Source organism: Candidatus Planktophila dulcis, assembly GCF_002288225.1.
Classification (GTDB): domain Bacteria; phylum Actinomycetota; class Actinomycetes; order Nanopelagicales; family Nanopelagicaceae; genus Planktophila; species Planktophila dulcis.
This window is the reverse complement of sequence record NZ_CP016777.1, coordinates 1215570-1228844: the sequence shown is the minus strand read 5'-3', so window position 1 is coordinate 1228844 and position 13275 is coordinate 1215570. Positions and strand designations below refer to the sequence as shown.

Genomic DNA, 13275 nt, shown 5'->3' with positions numbered 1-13275 from the left:
GAGAAGATTTAGCAAGGTATTCTTTAGATGTGACTTCAATGGATGCCGGTCTGGGGAAAACTGAAATTTTGAGTGTTGTCATGCCGGCTTTTAATGAAGAATCAACTCTTGAACAAATCGTGACTCGTGTTCTCGCGCAACCTCAAGTCGGCCAGCTCATTATTGTTGATGATGCCTCCAGTGACGGCACGCCTCAGATTCTTTTGAAGATAGGCCAGAATCCAAAGGTTGAAATCATTACTCACCCAAGAAATATGGGTAAGGGAGCAGCTATAAAGAGCGCCTCTCAAAACATCAAATTTCCATACGTTTTGATTCAAGATGCTGATTTGGAATATGACCCCACGCAGTACTCCAAGATTCTTGCTCCACTAATAAGCGGCCACGCGGATGTGGTTTATGGATCAAGATTCCAAACAGGTGAAGTTAGACGCGTTCTCTATTTTTGGCATTTCTTAGGGAATCAATTTTTGACATTGCTCTCCAATGCATTTACAAACCTAAATTTGTCAGACATGGAAACTTGTTTTAAAGCGATGAAGTCTTCACATTTCCAGAATCTAGATTTAAAGGAAAAGCGTTTCGGCGTGGAGCCTGAGATGACAGCCAAATTAGCTGCTAAAAAATTACGATTCTTTGAAGTCTCAATAAGCTATTTTGGACGTACTTATGAAGAAGGTAAAAAAATCCACGCAAAAGATGGATTCAGAGCAATATTTTGTATCGTTTTTTACAATCTTCCAGGCCAAAAGAAGAAATCTAGAAAGCTGCAGTAAGTGTCACCAGTGAAACTTCTGGTGGACTTGCAACTCTGATTCGTGAGAACGGTCCTGTTCCCATTCCGGCTGAGACATTTAGAAGTGGTTCACTTTTCACAACAGTGAGTCCGCGTGCTCGCCAATTCGGAAGGTCGCAATTGGTTGTAAGTGCCTTTGATCCACCAGGCCATGGAAGACGTACTTGGCCACCATGTGTGTGGCCGGCAAAGATTGCATCGAGGTTATCGTTCTTCATCCCTTCGATGATACGTAAATAAGGTGCGTGCGTAACACCGATTGCAACGTGACATTTACCAGCTTCACCAGCAACGAGTGAGTAATCATCAAATTCAAGATGTGCATCATCTGTGCCACGCGCTTCAATGATTGTTTTCTTAATAGTGAGTGTGGTGCGGGATGTGTTGATGTTCTTCCATCCGCGAGCTTGTAATCCGGAATCGAGTTCTTGCCAGGGTAGCTCTGGTCCATGTTTGCGCTTGCCGTGATTGGGGAGCAAGTACTTCAAAGGATTTTTAGGGATTGGTTCGTAGTAATCATTGGAGCCAAAGACGAAGAGGCCAGGAATATGAAGTAATCCATCGAGTGCATCAAGGGCAACTGGCACAGCGTTCTTATGCGCCAAGAAATCACCGGTGCTAATGACAAGATCAGGCTTGAGTGAAATAAATGACTTGATATCTGCGATCTCATTCTTTCGCGCAGGCGTTAGGTGCAGGTCTGAAAAATGCAGGATGCGAATATCCTCATGGCCTGGTGGCAAGATAGGCATCTCAGCCTCGCGGAGAACGTATGTCATAGGCATGAGAAGATACAGCCATGGGACTTAAAGAGACACTTAAGAGCGACCTCACCGAGGCAATTCGCAGTAGCAACAAGGTTGTATCAGGCACGATCCGTATGGTGTTGACTGCAATCACCAACGAAGAGGTTTCTGGCAAAGAGGCACGCGTGCTCTCCGATGATGAGATCATCACTGTTCTCTCACGTGAGGCAAAGAAGCGTCGCGAAGCAGCAGAAGAGTTTGCAAAGGCAAATCGCCCCGATAAGGCAGCTGAAGAAAAAGCTGAAGGCGAAGTTATTGCTAAGTATTTGCCTGCTCAACTTTCCGAAGAAGATATTAAGAAGATGATCGCAGCAGCAGTTGCATCAACTGGTGCATCAGGACCTGGCGATATGGGCAAGGTCATGGGCGCTATCAAGCCACAGATTGCAGGAAAAGCAGATGGAGCACTCGTTTCATCACTCGTCAAAGCAGCGCTAGGGAGCAACTAATGAAATTCGAATATGCAACAGTTCCACTTCTTTCACATGCAACAAAGCAGATTCTTGATACATGGGGTTCTGATGGATGGGATCTTGTCACAGTGATTCCAGCACCAGGTGGCGAGCAGCTCGTTGCCTATATGAAGCGTGAGGTTAAGTAATGACTGATGTTCGCGCAAAGCTTGCCGAAAAGGGATTAACACTTCCTATTACATCCAAGCCTATTGCTGCTTACGTTCCTGCAACTCGCACCGGAAACCTAGTCTTTACTGCAGGTCAGCTTCCTATGGTGGATGGAAAGATTGTGCGTGAAGGCAAAGTCGGTTCTGATCTCACCGCCGATGAAGCAAAAGCACTTGCTGAAATTTGTGCACTGAATGCACTCGCTGCAGTTGAGCTAGTTGCACCGATTGATTCGATTGTGAAAGTTGTTCGCGTGGTTTGTTATGTGAACGGTGCTCCAGGATTTACAGCACAACCTGCAGTTGCAAATGGAGCTTCAGAGCTCTTTATGCATATCTGGGGAGAAGCTGGAATTGCCGCACGTAGTGCACTCGGTGTTGCTGAACTTCCTCTTAACGCACCTGTTGAGGTTGAGTTAACTGTAGAAGTTAAGTAATTACTTACCGCGCTTTTCTAGGCGTTCAAGATCTGTAATTAATACTGCGCGACCATCAAGCTTGAGCCAACCGCGACCTGCAAAATCAGCGAGAGCCTTATTAACTGTCTCGCGGGATGCGCCAACGAGTTGAGCTAGCTCTTCTTGTGTGAGGTCGTGGTGAACAAAGAGTCCATCATCTGTCTTCTTGCCAAAGCGTGTGCCCAAATCAATAAGTGCTTTTGCAACGCGTCCTGGAACATCTGAGAAGACGAGATCGCCCACTGCTTCATTCGTGCGGCGAAGACGCTGGGCAAGACGAGCAAGAAGGTGGAGTGAAACTTCCGGATTTCCCTTAAGCCAAGGGATTAACTTCTCATGGCTTAGAGATAAGAGCTTTGCATCAGTGACTGCTGTTGCAGTTGAGGTGCGTGGTCCTGGATCAAAGAGAGAGAGCTCGCCAAACATTTCACCTGGTCCAAGGATCGAGAGAAGATTTTCGCGGCCATCACCACTTGCTGTTCCCAGCTTGAGCTTTCCACCCACGATGACATAGACATGTTCGCCTTCATCGCCTTCTTTAAAGAGGATTCCACCCTTGGAAATTTTCACAGAGTCCATAGAGGCTCGAAGTGATGCCGATTGGGCATCATCGAGGGCGGTAAAGAGTGGGGCGCGACTTACGACTTCATCTTCTTGGGGCACGTGGGTAGTTTACTCGTATGGTCGCCCAGAACGAAAATCGTAAAGAGGCTCGGGCTATCTATCGCATTTTGACCAAGACCTACCCTGAGATCCGCTGTGAATTAGATTTTAAGAATCCGCTTGAGCTTATTGTGGCTGTAGTTCTCTCAGCGCAGTGCACAGATAAGAGAGTTAACACTATTACCCCAGCGCTCTTCAAGAAGTATAAGAAGGCGAAAGATTATGCAAAGGCACCTCTTGCAGAGATTGAAGAATATATCTTCTCAACAGGTTTCTATCATGCAAAAGCGCGTCACCTTAAAGGCCTTGGAAGTAAGTTAGTAGAAGAATTTGATGGAAAAGTTCCAGGAAATCTCGATGACCTTATTACTCTGCCAGGTGTGGGAAGAAAAACTGCCAACGTTGTTTTAGGTCATGCATTTGATATTCCTGGAATTACTGTGGACACACACTTTGGTCGACTCTCACGCAGATTTGAATGGACCACATCTATGGATCCCGTCAAAGTTGAACATGAAGTAGGTGCACTGATTCCGCAGAAAGAGTGGACCAACCTTTCGCAGAGAATGATCTGGCATGGAAGGCGCGTGTGTCATTCACGTAAGCCTGCATGCGGTGCATGTCCTGTTGCAAAGATATGTCCATCGGTTGGCATTGGTGAGATGGATAAAGAGAAGGCAAAGCTATTGGTAAAGACAGATAAGGACTTCCGATGAAGAAGCTCCTTGTTATCGCACTCTCTGCTATCACTCTTACGGGATGTTCACTCACGCAACCTATTCCCGTGAAAGGTGAAGTGGTCAGCTGCGCCGATATTAAGACCGTGGCAAGTGAAGGTGCAGCACTTGATTGCCTTGATGGATCGAAAGGAGTGGCTGCTGATTCGATTGTGGGACCTGCGCTGATTAATGTGTGGGGAACATGGTGTGCTCCATGTCGCCAAGAGTTGCCTCACTTTGCGCATTACATAGCAAAGCAAGGATCTGTGCCAATTATTGGCATTGCGGTGGAAGAGAAGAACATGGCCGTGGTGAGGAAATTTGTGGAGTCCAATGGAATGTCTTGGCCCATTCTTTATGACGCAGATGGCTCAACACGTGGAAAATTTGGCATGGGCGTGCCTGTGACATGGTTTATCGATGCATCTGGAAAGGTGGTCCACAAGAAATATGGACCTTTCAAATCTCTTGAGGAAATCGAGTTATCAGTGATTAAGTACTTAGGAGTGAAATGATCTTTGATCTCATCATTGCCTTCATCGCAGTAGGTGCCTTCTTTAACGGTTATAAGAATGGCTTACTCACCACAATCTTTCGCACAGCTTTCTTTATCGCAGGTGGTGTGGGCGCAATGTATTTAGTTGTGAAATATGACCAGAGTGGCTGGCTTATTGCAGCAATCGTTGTGGGTGCATACGTTGCAGCCTGGGTTGGAACTCAGATTGCAAAAACATTGAAGTTCACTCTTATCCGCGGTCCACTGAAATTTCTTGATTCCTTGCTCGGTGCAGCACTTGAAGTTGGTAAGTACGTCATTGCCTTCTACGTCATAGGAACTATCTTGCTATGGGCGCCATGGAGTGCTGGGCAGAACGCGGTCTCTGAAAGTAAGTTCTACCTACAGGTGAGCAAGCATGCACCTGCTGTGATTGCAGATATTCGTCAAGAAGTTGAGAAGGCGCTGGCTAATCCTCGTCTTTAGAAGACTTCAAGCCTTCTGAGATCAGCTTCATCACATTGGGATCTGCCAATGTTGTTGCATCTCCCACAGCTCGGTTTTCAGCAACATCTTTAAGTAAACGGCGCATGATTTTGCCGCTTCGAGTCTTAGGAAGTTCGTTCACAACCATTATCTGACGTGGCTTTGCGATGGCACCAATTTCTTTGGCAACGTGATCGCGTAGCTCTTTTATCAAGTGATCACCATCAGCATGTGCAACGCCACCACGCAAGATAACGAAGGCAACAATGCCTTGACCTGTGAGCGCATCTGCAGCACCCACGACAGCTGCTTCTGCAACTGCTTCATGGGAGACCAGCGCAGATTCAACTTCTGTCGTTGAGATGCGGTGGCCAGAAATGTTCATCACATCATCAACGCGGCCCATCAACCAGATTGCGCCATCGCCATCGAGCTTTGCACCATCTCCCGCAAAGTAGATGCCAGGAAAGCGTGACCAGTAAGTCTCTTTATAGCGTTCATCTTCGCCCCACACACCGCGCAACATCGATGGCCATGGCTTATCAAGAATAAGAAAACCACCATGTCCATTCGGTACTGCAACACCTTTGTCATCGACAACCTGTGCGCTAATTCCAGGAAGTGCCTTCATTGCAGAACCTGGTTTAGTTGCGGTAACTCCTGGCAGCGGTGAAATCATGATGGCGCCAGTTTCTGTCTGCCACCATGTGTCGACGATAGGACATCTATCTCCACCAATTACTTGGCGATACCACATCCATGCTTCAGGGTTAATCGGTTCACCAACAGAGCCAAGAAGACGAAGCGTTGAGAGATTACATTTATTAGGAAATTCATCTCCCCACTTCATCCATGTGCGAATCAGAGTGGGAGCTGTATACAAAATAGTGACGCCATATTTTTCGATGATTTCGAACATGCGTCCCTTGTGGGGAGTATCAGGCGTACCTTCATAGATCACTTGTGTTGAACCATTAATCAGTGGGCCATAAACCATGTAGGAGTGGCCAGTAATCCAACCAACATCTGCTGTGCACCAGTAGACATCGCTACTTGGTTTGATATCAAAGACAACTTTATGTGTGTATGCAGCCTGGGTTAAATAACCAGCTGTTGTGTGGAAAATTCCCTTGGGTTTAGCTGTTGTACCTGATGTATACAAGATAAAGAGTGGGTGCTCACTATCGAAGAATTCAGGTGTGTGCGTTGAAGCTTGTGGGTCAACGAGATCGTGCCACCAGAGATCACGACCTTCAACCCAGGCAGTCTCTTGTCCTGTGCGCTTTACAACCAGTACGTGAGCAACGTTGGTCTTGCCCTTAAGAGCATCATCCACTGCTGGCTTGAGTGCAAAGGCTGCACCCTTTCTAAATCCACCGTCTGCAGTGATAACTAACTTTGCATCAGCATCTTGAATACGAGACAGGAGTGCGTCAGCAGAGAATCCACCGAAGACAACGGAGTGAATAGCACCGATACGTGCACAGGCAAGCATCGCAACAACTGCTTCAGGGATTAGTGGCATATAGATGGCAACTCGATCACCAGAACTAATTCCAATTGATGTTAGAGCGTTGGCCGCTTTGCTGACATCGGCTAGTAATTGTGTGTAAGAAATTGTTCGAGTATCGCCTGGTTCGCCTTCAAAGTGAAAAGCTGTGCGGTTGCCATTGCCTTCTGCAATATGGCGATCAAGTGCTGAGACTGTTGCATTGAGTTTTCCACCAACAAACCATTTGGCATAAGGAGATTCCCACTCAAGGGTCTTATCCCACTTCTTCTCCCAGATTAAAGCTTCTGCTTGCTTATCCCAGAACGCTAATCGATCTTTCTCCGCCTCACCGTAGAGAGCTGCCTGTGCATTTGCCTGGGCAGTAAATGCCGCACTTGGCGCAAAGGTGCGGGTCTCTGTAGAGAGATTTTCGATTGAGTCATTAGCCATGCGAAGCAGATTACCGTTGAAGGAGTTCTTTTTAAAGGGATTAGTTATCAACAATGAGTGCAAATGCTCATTTCTCTATTTCTTAATCTGCCAATAATGCGCACCTTCACACATATGAACATTTCGAAAGGAGAAAAATGACAATCGCAGCTTTCCTGGCCATCTTGCTCAAGGTGTTGAGTAATCCAGCCCTCATCGCCGGCCTGATCGCCTTCCTGCAGAAGACCCTCCACCCATAGCCTGGGAAAGACCCCTTCCTCTCGCGTATTGAGTGTGCCGATTTTTCATACGCGGAGGTAGGTGGTTGGATTAGGCGTAAGCCTCACTTAGACCCAACGGTGCGTCAAGAGCGTTTACACCAGTTCTAGTCACTGACTTGGGAGTCACAATGCCAATAGCAACCCCTGAAGTTTATGCAGCAATGTTGGACCGCGCTAAGGCCGGAGCATTTGCATACCCAGCAATCAACGTTTCATCTTCGCAGACCATCATTGGTGCAATCCGTGGATTCGCAGAAGCAGAGTCAGATGGAATCATTCAATTCTCATGGGGCGGCGCTGAATACGCTTCAGGTTCAACTGTTAAGCACATGGTTGATGGTGCAGTAGCGCTCGCAGAATTTGCACACGTTGTTGCAAAGAATTACAACGTCAATATCGGTATTCACACAGATCACTGCCCCAAGGAGAAGCTCGACGGTTTCATGCGTCCACTTCTTGAAATCGGTGCGCAGCGCGTTAAGGAAGGTAAGCAACCACTATTTAGCTCACATATGTGGGATGGATCAGCAGTTGATATGCCAGAGAACATGAAGGTTGCTCGCGAACTTCTAGATAAGTCAGTTGCAGCTCGCACAGTTCTTGAAATCGAAATCGGCGTTGTCGGTGGAGAAGAAGATGGCATCGAGGCAAAGCACGATGCGAAGCTCTACTCAACTCCTGAAGATGCACTTCTTACAATCGAAACTCTTGGACACGATGCCAATGCTCGCTACATGGTGGCAGCAACATTCGGAAACGTTCACGGTGTTTATAAGCCAGGAAACGTTGTTCTTCAGCCAAAGATTCTTGCAACTCTCCAAGAAGCTGTAGCTAAAAAGCTTGGTCTTCCTGCAGGAAGCAAGCCAATGGATCTCGTATTCCACGGTGGTTCAGGCTCACTTCTTACAGAAATCCGCGAGTCACTTGATTACGGTGTTATCAAGATGAATATCGATACAGATACTCAGTATGCATTTACTCGCCCAGTTGTTGAGCATATGTTCAAGAACTACGACGGCGTTCTTAAGATCGATGGCGAAGTGGGAAATAAGAAGGCTTACGATCCACGTGCGTGGGGTAAGGCTGCTGAAGCAGGAATCGCTGCACGTGTTGGCGTTGCTTGTGAAGATCTTCGTTCAACTGGCACATCACTACTTAAGTAATTAACAACGAGTCGGAGAGGCTTTATCCATGCCTGCATTAGTACTTCTTGGCGCTCAGTGGGGCGACGAAGGCAAGGGTAAAGCTACCGATTTGCTCGGCGATCGCGTTGATTATGTAGTTCGCTATCAAGGCGGCAACAACGCAGGACACACAGTTGTTATCGGAGATCAGAAGTATGCACTTCACTTACTTCCATCAGGAATTCTCTCCCCCAACGTTATTCCTGTGATCGCAAATGGTGTTGTTATCGACCCAGGTGTATTGCTGGAAGAAATCAAGGGTTTAACAGAGCGCGGTATCGATTGCAGTAAGTTGGTTATCTCAACCAACGCTCACTTGATTACTCCGTATCACCGCACCATTGATAAAGTTTCAGAGCGCTTCCTTGGTAAATCAAAGATTGGCACAACAGGTCGCGGAATCGGACCTGCTTATGCTGACAAGATCAACCGCATCGGTATTCGCGTGCAAGATCTCTTTGATCCATCGATCTTGCGTCAGAAGATCGAAGGTGCACTACGCGATAAGAACCAGGTACTTATCAAGGTCTTTAATCGTAAAGATATTGAAGTTGAAGATGTTCTTGCTGAATACCTTGGATATGCAGAAATCTTGCGCCCATACGTTGCAGATACAGTGCTTTTGCTTGATAACGCGTTAAAGGCTGGAAAGCGCGTACTACTCGAAGGTTCTCAGGGAACACTCCTGGATGTCGATCACGGTACTTATCCATTCGTTACATCATCTAATCCAACAGCAGGTGGTGCATGTACTGGCTCTGGAATCGGTCCAACAAAGATTGATCGCGTGATCGGAATTGTTAAGGCCTACACAACTCGCGTTGGTTCAGGCCCATTCCCAACTGAGCTCTTTGATGAAGATGGCGAGAAACTTCGCACCATCGGTGGAGAAGTTGGTGTGACCACTGGGCGTGCTCGTCGCTGTGGTTGGTATGACGCACCTATTGCACGCTATGCAGTACGCGTTAACGGACTTACAGATTTCTTCCTTACTAAGCTCGATGTTCTAACTGGCTGGGATCAGATTCCAGTATGTGTTGCATATGAGATTGATGGAAAGCGCGTTGAAGAACTACCTGCTTCACAATCTGATTTCCACCACGCAAAGCCAATCTATGAGTACTTGCCAGGTTGGAAGGAAGATATTTCAGGTGCTAAGAAGCTCAGTGATCTTCCTAAGAATGCACAGGATTACATCACCTTCCTTGAAAAGATTTCAGGTGCTCCGATGAGCGCTATCGGCGTTGGGCCCGGGCGCACACAGACAATTGTCGTCAAGGATTTCATCTAAGCCATGAAAATCCTCCTAGTCGGAAGCGGTGGTCGCGAACACGCACTCGCACTAGGACTCAAAGCAGATAAAAGTTGTACAGAACTACATGCAGCTCCTGGTAATCCAGGTATTGCATCCCTTGCAACTCTTCATCCCGTTGCAATCACAGATAACAGCGCAATCCTCACACTCGCACAACAATTAGCTGTTGATCTTGTTGTGATAGGCCCTGAAGTGCCTTTGGTCAATGGCGTTGCTGATGTGTTGCGTGAAGCAGGTTTTGCTGTCTTTGGTCCATCCAAGGCAGCTGCTCAATTAGAGGGATCAAAAGATTTTGCCAAAGGTGTGATGCGCGATGCTGGTGTTCCAACTGCACACAGCTTCACATGCACTGAACAATCAGAGATTGAAAAGGCGCTCGATATATTCGGTGCTCCCTATGTCGTTAAAGATGACGGACTTGCTGCAGGCAAGGGTGTTGTTGTTACGCATGATCGCCAAGTGGCACTAGATCATGCGCTGAGCTGTTCACGAGTTGTGATTGAGGAATATCTTGATGGCCCTGAGATTTCACTCTTTGGAATTTCTGATGGACGCAATGTTCTGCCTATGCAACCAGCCCAAGATTTCAAGCGCGCATATGATGGCGATGAAGGTCCCAACACCGGTGGCATGGGTGCTTACTCACCACTTCCATGGGCACCTGATGACATTGTTGAAGAGACATATGAAAAAGTATTAGCACCGATGATTGCTGAGATGGCTGCCCGTGGCACACCATTTGTTGGTCTGCTCTATGCAGGTTTAGCACTCACCGATGAAGGAATCCGAGTCATTGAATTTAATGCGCGCTTTGGTGATCCTGAGACACAGGTGTTGATTCCACGTCTGATGACACCGCTTGCAACTCTTCTCTATAACGCAGCGACAGATAATTTAGATGATGCAGTTCTGCAGTGGCGCGATGAAAGTGCAGTCACTGTGGTTCTTGCTGCGCAGGGTTATCCAGAATCACCCAAGACAGGCGCTGTTATTTCATCGATTCCCACAATTGATAAGTCACAGGTTTTCCATGCGGGCACAGCCCTCAATGGTGGCTCACTACTTTCAACAGGAGGTCGAGTCTTGACTGTGACTGGAACCGGTTCAGATCTGACTGAAGCTCGCGACCGCGCATATCGCTCAATCTCACAGATTGAACTAGAAGGTTCGTTCTACCGCTCTGATATCGCGCTCAATGCGTCGGTCGCTGAGAAGGGCAATTAAATGGGGGAGAATGCACCAGTGAGCGTATTAGCCGATCGTTATGCATCGAATGAGATGCGCCAAGTCTTTGCGCCAGAACAGAAAATTATCGCAGAGCGCAAGCTATGGCTTGCAGTTGCTCGTGCTCAATCAAAGCTCGGTCACCCAATCTCTGATGCTGTCATTAAGGATTATGAAAAGGTATTAACAAAAGTTGATTTAGCTTCCATTGATGCACGTGAAAAAGTCACACGTCACGATGTCAAAGCCCGCATCGAAGAGTTCAACGCACTGGCAGGACATGAAGCAATCCATGCAGGAATGACTAGCCGTGATCTGACAGAAAATATTGAAGCACTTCAAGTGCGCGATGGTCTTGCAATTGTTCACGATAAGACTGTGGCACTTCTTGCAGCCCTAGGTGTGAAAGCTGCGCAGTATTCAGATCAGCCAATCGCTGGTCGCTCACATAATGTCCCAGCCCAGATCACAACTCTTGGCAAGCGCTTTGCATCTGCAGCCGAAGAACTTCTCTATGCATACGAACGTCTTGCATCATTACAGGGTCGCTACCCAATGCGCGGAATCAAGGGACCAGTAGGAACTGCGCAAGATTCGATTGATTTGCTTGGTTCTACTGATGCACACCAATTACTTGAATCAGCGATTGCAAAAGAGCTCGGCTTTGATCGCGTTCTCGATTCAACCGGTCAGGTTTATCCACGTTCGCTGGATTATGAAGTGCTCACCACTCTTGTTCAGTTAGCTGCTTCACCATCATCTCTTGCAACATCGATTCGCTTGATGGCAGGTGCTGAACTTGTCACTGAAGGATTTAAAGCAGGCCAAGTTGGTTCATCTGCCATGCCACATAAGATGAATACACGCTCATGTGAGCGCGTCAATGGCCTCACCGTTATTTTGCGTGGCTATGCATCGATGGTCTCTGAACTCGCTGGCAATCAATGGAATGAAGGCGATGTCTCATGCAGCGTTGTTCGCCGCGTTGCACTTCCTGATGCTTTCTATGCAATGGATGGCTTACTTGAAACGATGCTCACAGTTCTTAATGAATTTGGAGCATTCCCTGCAGTGATCTCTGCAGAGCTTGAGCGTTACTTGCCATTTTTAGCAACAACAAAGATTTTGATGGCATCTGTGAAAGCAGGTGTTGGTCGCGAAGTTGCACATGAAGTGATTAAGGAACATGCAGTTGCTGCTGCCCTTGGTATGCGCGAAGGCAAAACAAATAACTTCCTTGATGCATTAGCTGGCGATGATCGCATTCCATTTAAGCGCGCAGAACTAGATGCGCTGATTGGTAACCCTATTGAATTTACTGGCGATGCTCGCCAACAAGTAGCCCGAGTTGTCAGTCGCATCGATGCGATTACATCCGCGCACCCTGCCGCAGCGCAGTACAAACCAGCCTCTATCCGGTGAGCGGCTTCGGCGCAGCTGGCGCACCGCCAGCACCATCAATCGATGGCTGGAAACACCTGCGCACAGGAAAAGTACGAGACCTTTATACAAACGAATCTGGCGAAATTCTTCTCGTCGCATCCGATCGCATCTCAGCCTTTGATTGGGTATTGCCAACAACTATTCCCAATAAGGGCGCAATCCTTACTCAGCTCTCACTCTTCTGGTTTGAACTTCTTGCAGATATCGTCCCAAATCACATCATTAGTGATGATGTTCCGGCATCTGTTGCAGATCGCGCAGTCATTGTTCAACCTCTTGAGATGTTTGCCATTGAATGTGTTGCTCGTGGATATCTCACAGGCAGCGGGCTCACTGAATACATGAGCAACCAAGCAGTCTGTGGAAATGCACTCCCAGCTGGGTTATTAGATGGTTCCCAGCTTCCAGCCAGCATCTTCACGCCCGCCACAAAAGCTGAAATCGGCGATCATGACATCAATATTGATTTTGAGAGTGCGGCAAAGATTGTTGGCGCAGATCAAGCAGAAGAGCTTCGCGACTTAACTATCAGGCTCTATGACACAGCTGCTGACTTTTCTCGAAGCCGCGGAATCATTTTGGCAGATACTAAATTTGAATTTGGAATCAATATGGCAGGTGAAATCACGCTGGGTGATGAAGCACTGACTCCTGACTCTTCACGTTTCTGGGAGGCAGATGGTTGGGCTCCTGGAAAATCACAACCATCATTTGATAAACAATTTGTCCGCGATTGGTTGACTTCCAGTGGATGGGATAAGAAGTCCACACCTCCAGAATTGCCTGCAGAGATAGTAGAAAAAACTGCGGCGCGATATGAGCAAGCATTTGAACGAATTACCGGCAGCAAGTTCTAACAAC

General features: G+C 47.3%; 15 protein-coding genes. 12 read left to right on the top strand and 3 right to left on the bottom strand.

What is annotated here, in order from left to right; all coding sequences use genetic code 11:
• Positions 1 to 38: 38 nt before the first annotated feature.
• A complete protein-coding gene (locus A1sIIA65_RS06380; RefSeq protein WP_095676702.1) occupies positions 39 to 776 on the top strand; it encodes a glycosyltransferase family 2 protein in 738 nt (245 codons plus the stop codon).
• Here A1sIIA65_RS06380 and A1sIIA65_RS06375 read toward each other — a convergent pair.
• Positions 760 to 1581 (bottom strand): metallophosphoesterase, encoded by an 822-nt coding sequence (locus tag A1sIIA65_RS06375; protein ID WP_095676701.1) that lies wholly within the window; start codon positions 1579 to 1581, stop codon positions 760 to 762. The genes A1sIIA65_RS06380 and A1sIIA65_RS06375 overlap by 17 nt on opposite strands.
• A gap of 14 nt (positions 1582 to 1595) precedes the next feature.
• On the opposite strand from A1sIIA65_RS06375, the gene A1sIIA65_RS06370 reads away from it, so the two are divergent.
• Genes A1sIIA65_RS06370 through A1sIIA65_RS06365 form a run of 3 tightly spaced genes read left to right on the top strand, consistent with a single transcriptional unit; the run spans position 1596 to position 2661 of the window.
• Complete coding sequence (locus A1sIIA65_RS06370) at positions 1596 to 2051, top strand: GatB/YqeY domain-containing protein (RefSeq protein ID WP_095676700.1); 456 nt, start codon at positions 1596 to 1598, stop codon at positions 2049 to 2051.
• Complete coding sequence (locus A1sIIA65_RS07025; protein ID WP_190277112.1) at positions 2051 to 2203, top strand: hypothetical protein; 153 nt, start codon at positions 2051 to 2053, stop codon at positions 2201 to 2203. Before A1sIIA65_RS06370 ends, A1sIIA65_RS07025 begins: the two co-directional genes overlap by 1 nt.
• The gene (locus tag A1sIIA65_RS06365; RefSeq protein WP_095676699.1) at positions 2203 to 2661 is read left to right on the top strand and encodes a RidA family protein; all 459 of its coding nucleotides are present in this window, start codon (positions 2203 to 2205) and stop codon (positions 2659 to 2661) included. Before A1sIIA65_RS07025 ends, A1sIIA65_RS06365 begins: the two co-directional genes overlap by 1 nt.
• Here A1sIIA65_RS06365 and A1sIIA65_RS06360 read toward each other — a convergent pair whose 3' ends face one another.
• Positions 2662 to 3345, bottom strand: a complete 684-nt coding sequence (locus tag A1sIIA65_RS06360) for a Crp/Fnr family transcriptional regulator (protein ID WP_095676698.1) — start codon at positions 3343 to 3345, stop codon at positions 2662 to 2664.
• Positions 3346 to 3362: 17 nt separating this feature from the next.
• Here A1sIIA65_RS06360 and nth point away from each other — a divergent pair, with 17 nt between their 5' ends.
• From nth to A1sIIA65_RS06345, 3 genes are read left to right on the top strand one after another with little or no spacing between them, the layout of a single operon-like run.
• Positions 3363 to 4061, top strand: a complete 699-nt coding sequence (gene nth / locus A1sIIA65_RS06355) for an endonuclease III (protein ID WP_095676697.1) — start codon at positions 3363 to 3365, stop codon at positions 4059 to 4061.
• Complete coding sequence (locus A1sIIA65_RS06350; protein WP_095676696.1) at positions 4058 to 4579, top strand: TlpA family protein disulfide reductase; 522 nt, start codon at positions 4058 to 4060, stop codon at positions 4577 to 4579. The genes nth and A1sIIA65_RS06350 overlap by 4 nt, the downstream gene beginning before the upstream one ends.
• Positions 4576 to 5046, top strand: coding sequence for a CvpA family protein (locus A1sIIA65_RS06345; RefSeq protein ID WP_095676695.1), 471 nt, complete (start codon positions 4576 to 4578; stop codon positions 5044 to 5046). Before A1sIIA65_RS06350 ends, A1sIIA65_RS06345 begins: the two co-directional genes overlap by 4 nt.
• On the opposite strand, the gene acs is transcribed toward A1sIIA65_RS06345, so the two are convergent.
• Positions 5030 to 6988 carry an acetate--CoA ligase gene (gene acs, locus A1sIIA65_RS06340; protein WP_095676694.1) on the bottom strand — a complete coding sequence of 653 codons (1959 nt, stop codon included), beginning with the start codon at positions 6986 to 6988 and terminating at the stop codon, positions 5030 to 5032. The two genes, A1sIIA65_RS06345 and acs, sit on opposite strands and share 17 nt — an antisense overlap.
• Positions 6989 to 7376: 388 nt before the next feature.
• Here acs and fbaA point away from each other — a divergent pair, with 388 nt between their 5' ends.
• From fbaA to A1sIIA65_RS06315, 5 genes are read left to right on the top strand one after another with little or no spacing between them, the layout of a single operon-like run.
• Positions 7377 to 8411: a class II fructose-bisphosphate aldolase gene (gene fbaA, locus A1sIIA65_RS06335; RefSeq protein WP_095676693.1), complete on the top strand. Its 1035-nt coding sequence runs from the start codon at positions 7377 to 7379 to the stop codon at positions 8409 to 8411.
• Between the two features lie 28 nt (positions 8412 to 8439).
• Positions 8440 to 9723, top strand: coding sequence for an adenylosuccinate synthase (locus A1sIIA65_RS06330; RefSeq protein ID WP_095676692.1), 1284 nt, complete (start codon positions 8440 to 8442; stop codon positions 9721 to 9723).
• A gap of 3 nt (positions 9724 to 9726) precedes the next feature.
• Positions 9727 to 10971, top strand: coding sequence for a phosphoribosylamine--glycine ligase (purD, locus tag A1sIIA65_RS06325; protein ID WP_095676691.1), 1245 nt, complete (start codon positions 9727 to 9729; stop codon positions 10969 to 10971).
• Positions 10972 to 12393, top strand: a complete 1422-nt coding sequence (gene purB, locus A1sIIA65_RS06320) for an adenylosuccinate lyase (protein WP_095676690.1) — start codon at positions 10972 to 10974, stop codon at positions 12391 to 12393. It begins immediately after the preceding gene.
• Positions 12390 to 13271, top strand: a complete 882-nt coding sequence (locus A1sIIA65_RS06315; protein WP_095676689.1) for a phosphoribosylaminoimidazolesuccinocarboxamide synthase — start codon at positions 12390 to 12392, stop codon at positions 13269 to 13271. Before purB ends, A1sIIA65_RS06315 begins: the two co-directional genes overlap by 4 nt.
• The last annotated feature ends 4 nt before the right edge of the window (positions 13272 to 13275 follow it).

Bases quoted from the DNA above. Each gene is read 5' to 3' on its own strand.
- A1sIIA65_RS06345 (WP_095676695.1), top strand. From the start codon at position 4,576: ATGATCTTTGATCTCATCATTGCCTTCATCGCAGTAGGTGCCTTCTTT.
- A1sIIA65_RS06375 (WP_095676701.1), bottom strand. From the start codon at position 1,581: ATGCCTATGACATACGTTCTCCGCGAGGCTGAGATGCCTATCTTGCCA.
- A1sIIA65_RS06350 (WP_095676696.1), top strand. From the start codon at position 4,058: ATGAAGAAGCTCCTTGTTATCGCACTCTCTGCTATCACTCTTACGGGA.
- A1sIIA65_RS07025 (WP_190277112.1), top strand. From the start codon at position 2,051: ATGAAATTCGAATATGCAACAGTTCCACTTCTTTCACATGCAACAAAG.
- A1sIIA65_RS06370 (WP_095676700.1), top strand. From the start codon at position 1,596: ATGGGACTTAAAGAGACACTTAAGAGCGACCTCACCGAGGCAATTCGC.
- A1sIIA65_RS06380 (WP_095676702.1), top strand. From the start codon at position 39: ATGGATGCCGGTCTGGGGAAAACTGAAATTTTGAGTGTTGTCATGCCG.
- A1sIIA65_RS06365 (WP_095676699.1), top strand. From the start codon at position 2,203: ATGACTGATGTTCGCGCAAAGCTTGCCGAAAAGGGATTAACACTTCCT.
- A1sIIA65_RS06330 (WP_095676692.1), top strand. From the start codon at position 8,440: ATGCCTGCATTAGTACTTCTTGGCGCTCAGTGGGGCGACGAAGGCAAG.
- nth (WP_095676697.1), top strand. From the start codon at position 3,363: ATGGTCGCCCAGAACGAAAATCGTAAAGAGGCTCGGGCTATCTATCGC.
- purB (WP_095676690.1), top strand. From the start codon at position 10,972: ATGGGGGAGAATGCACCAGTGAGCGTATTAGCCGATCGTTATGCATCG.
- acs (WP_095676694.1), bottom strand. From the start codon at position 6,988: ATGGCTAATGACTCAATCGAAAATCTCTCTACAGAGACCCGCACCTTT.
- purD (WP_095676691.1), top strand. From the start codon at position 9,727: ATGAAAATCCTCCTAGTCGGAAGCGGTGGTCGCGAACACGCACTCGCA.
- fbaA (WP_095676693.1), top strand. From the start codon at position 7,377: ATGCCAATAGCAACCCCTGAAGTTTATGCAGCAATGTTGGACCGCGCT.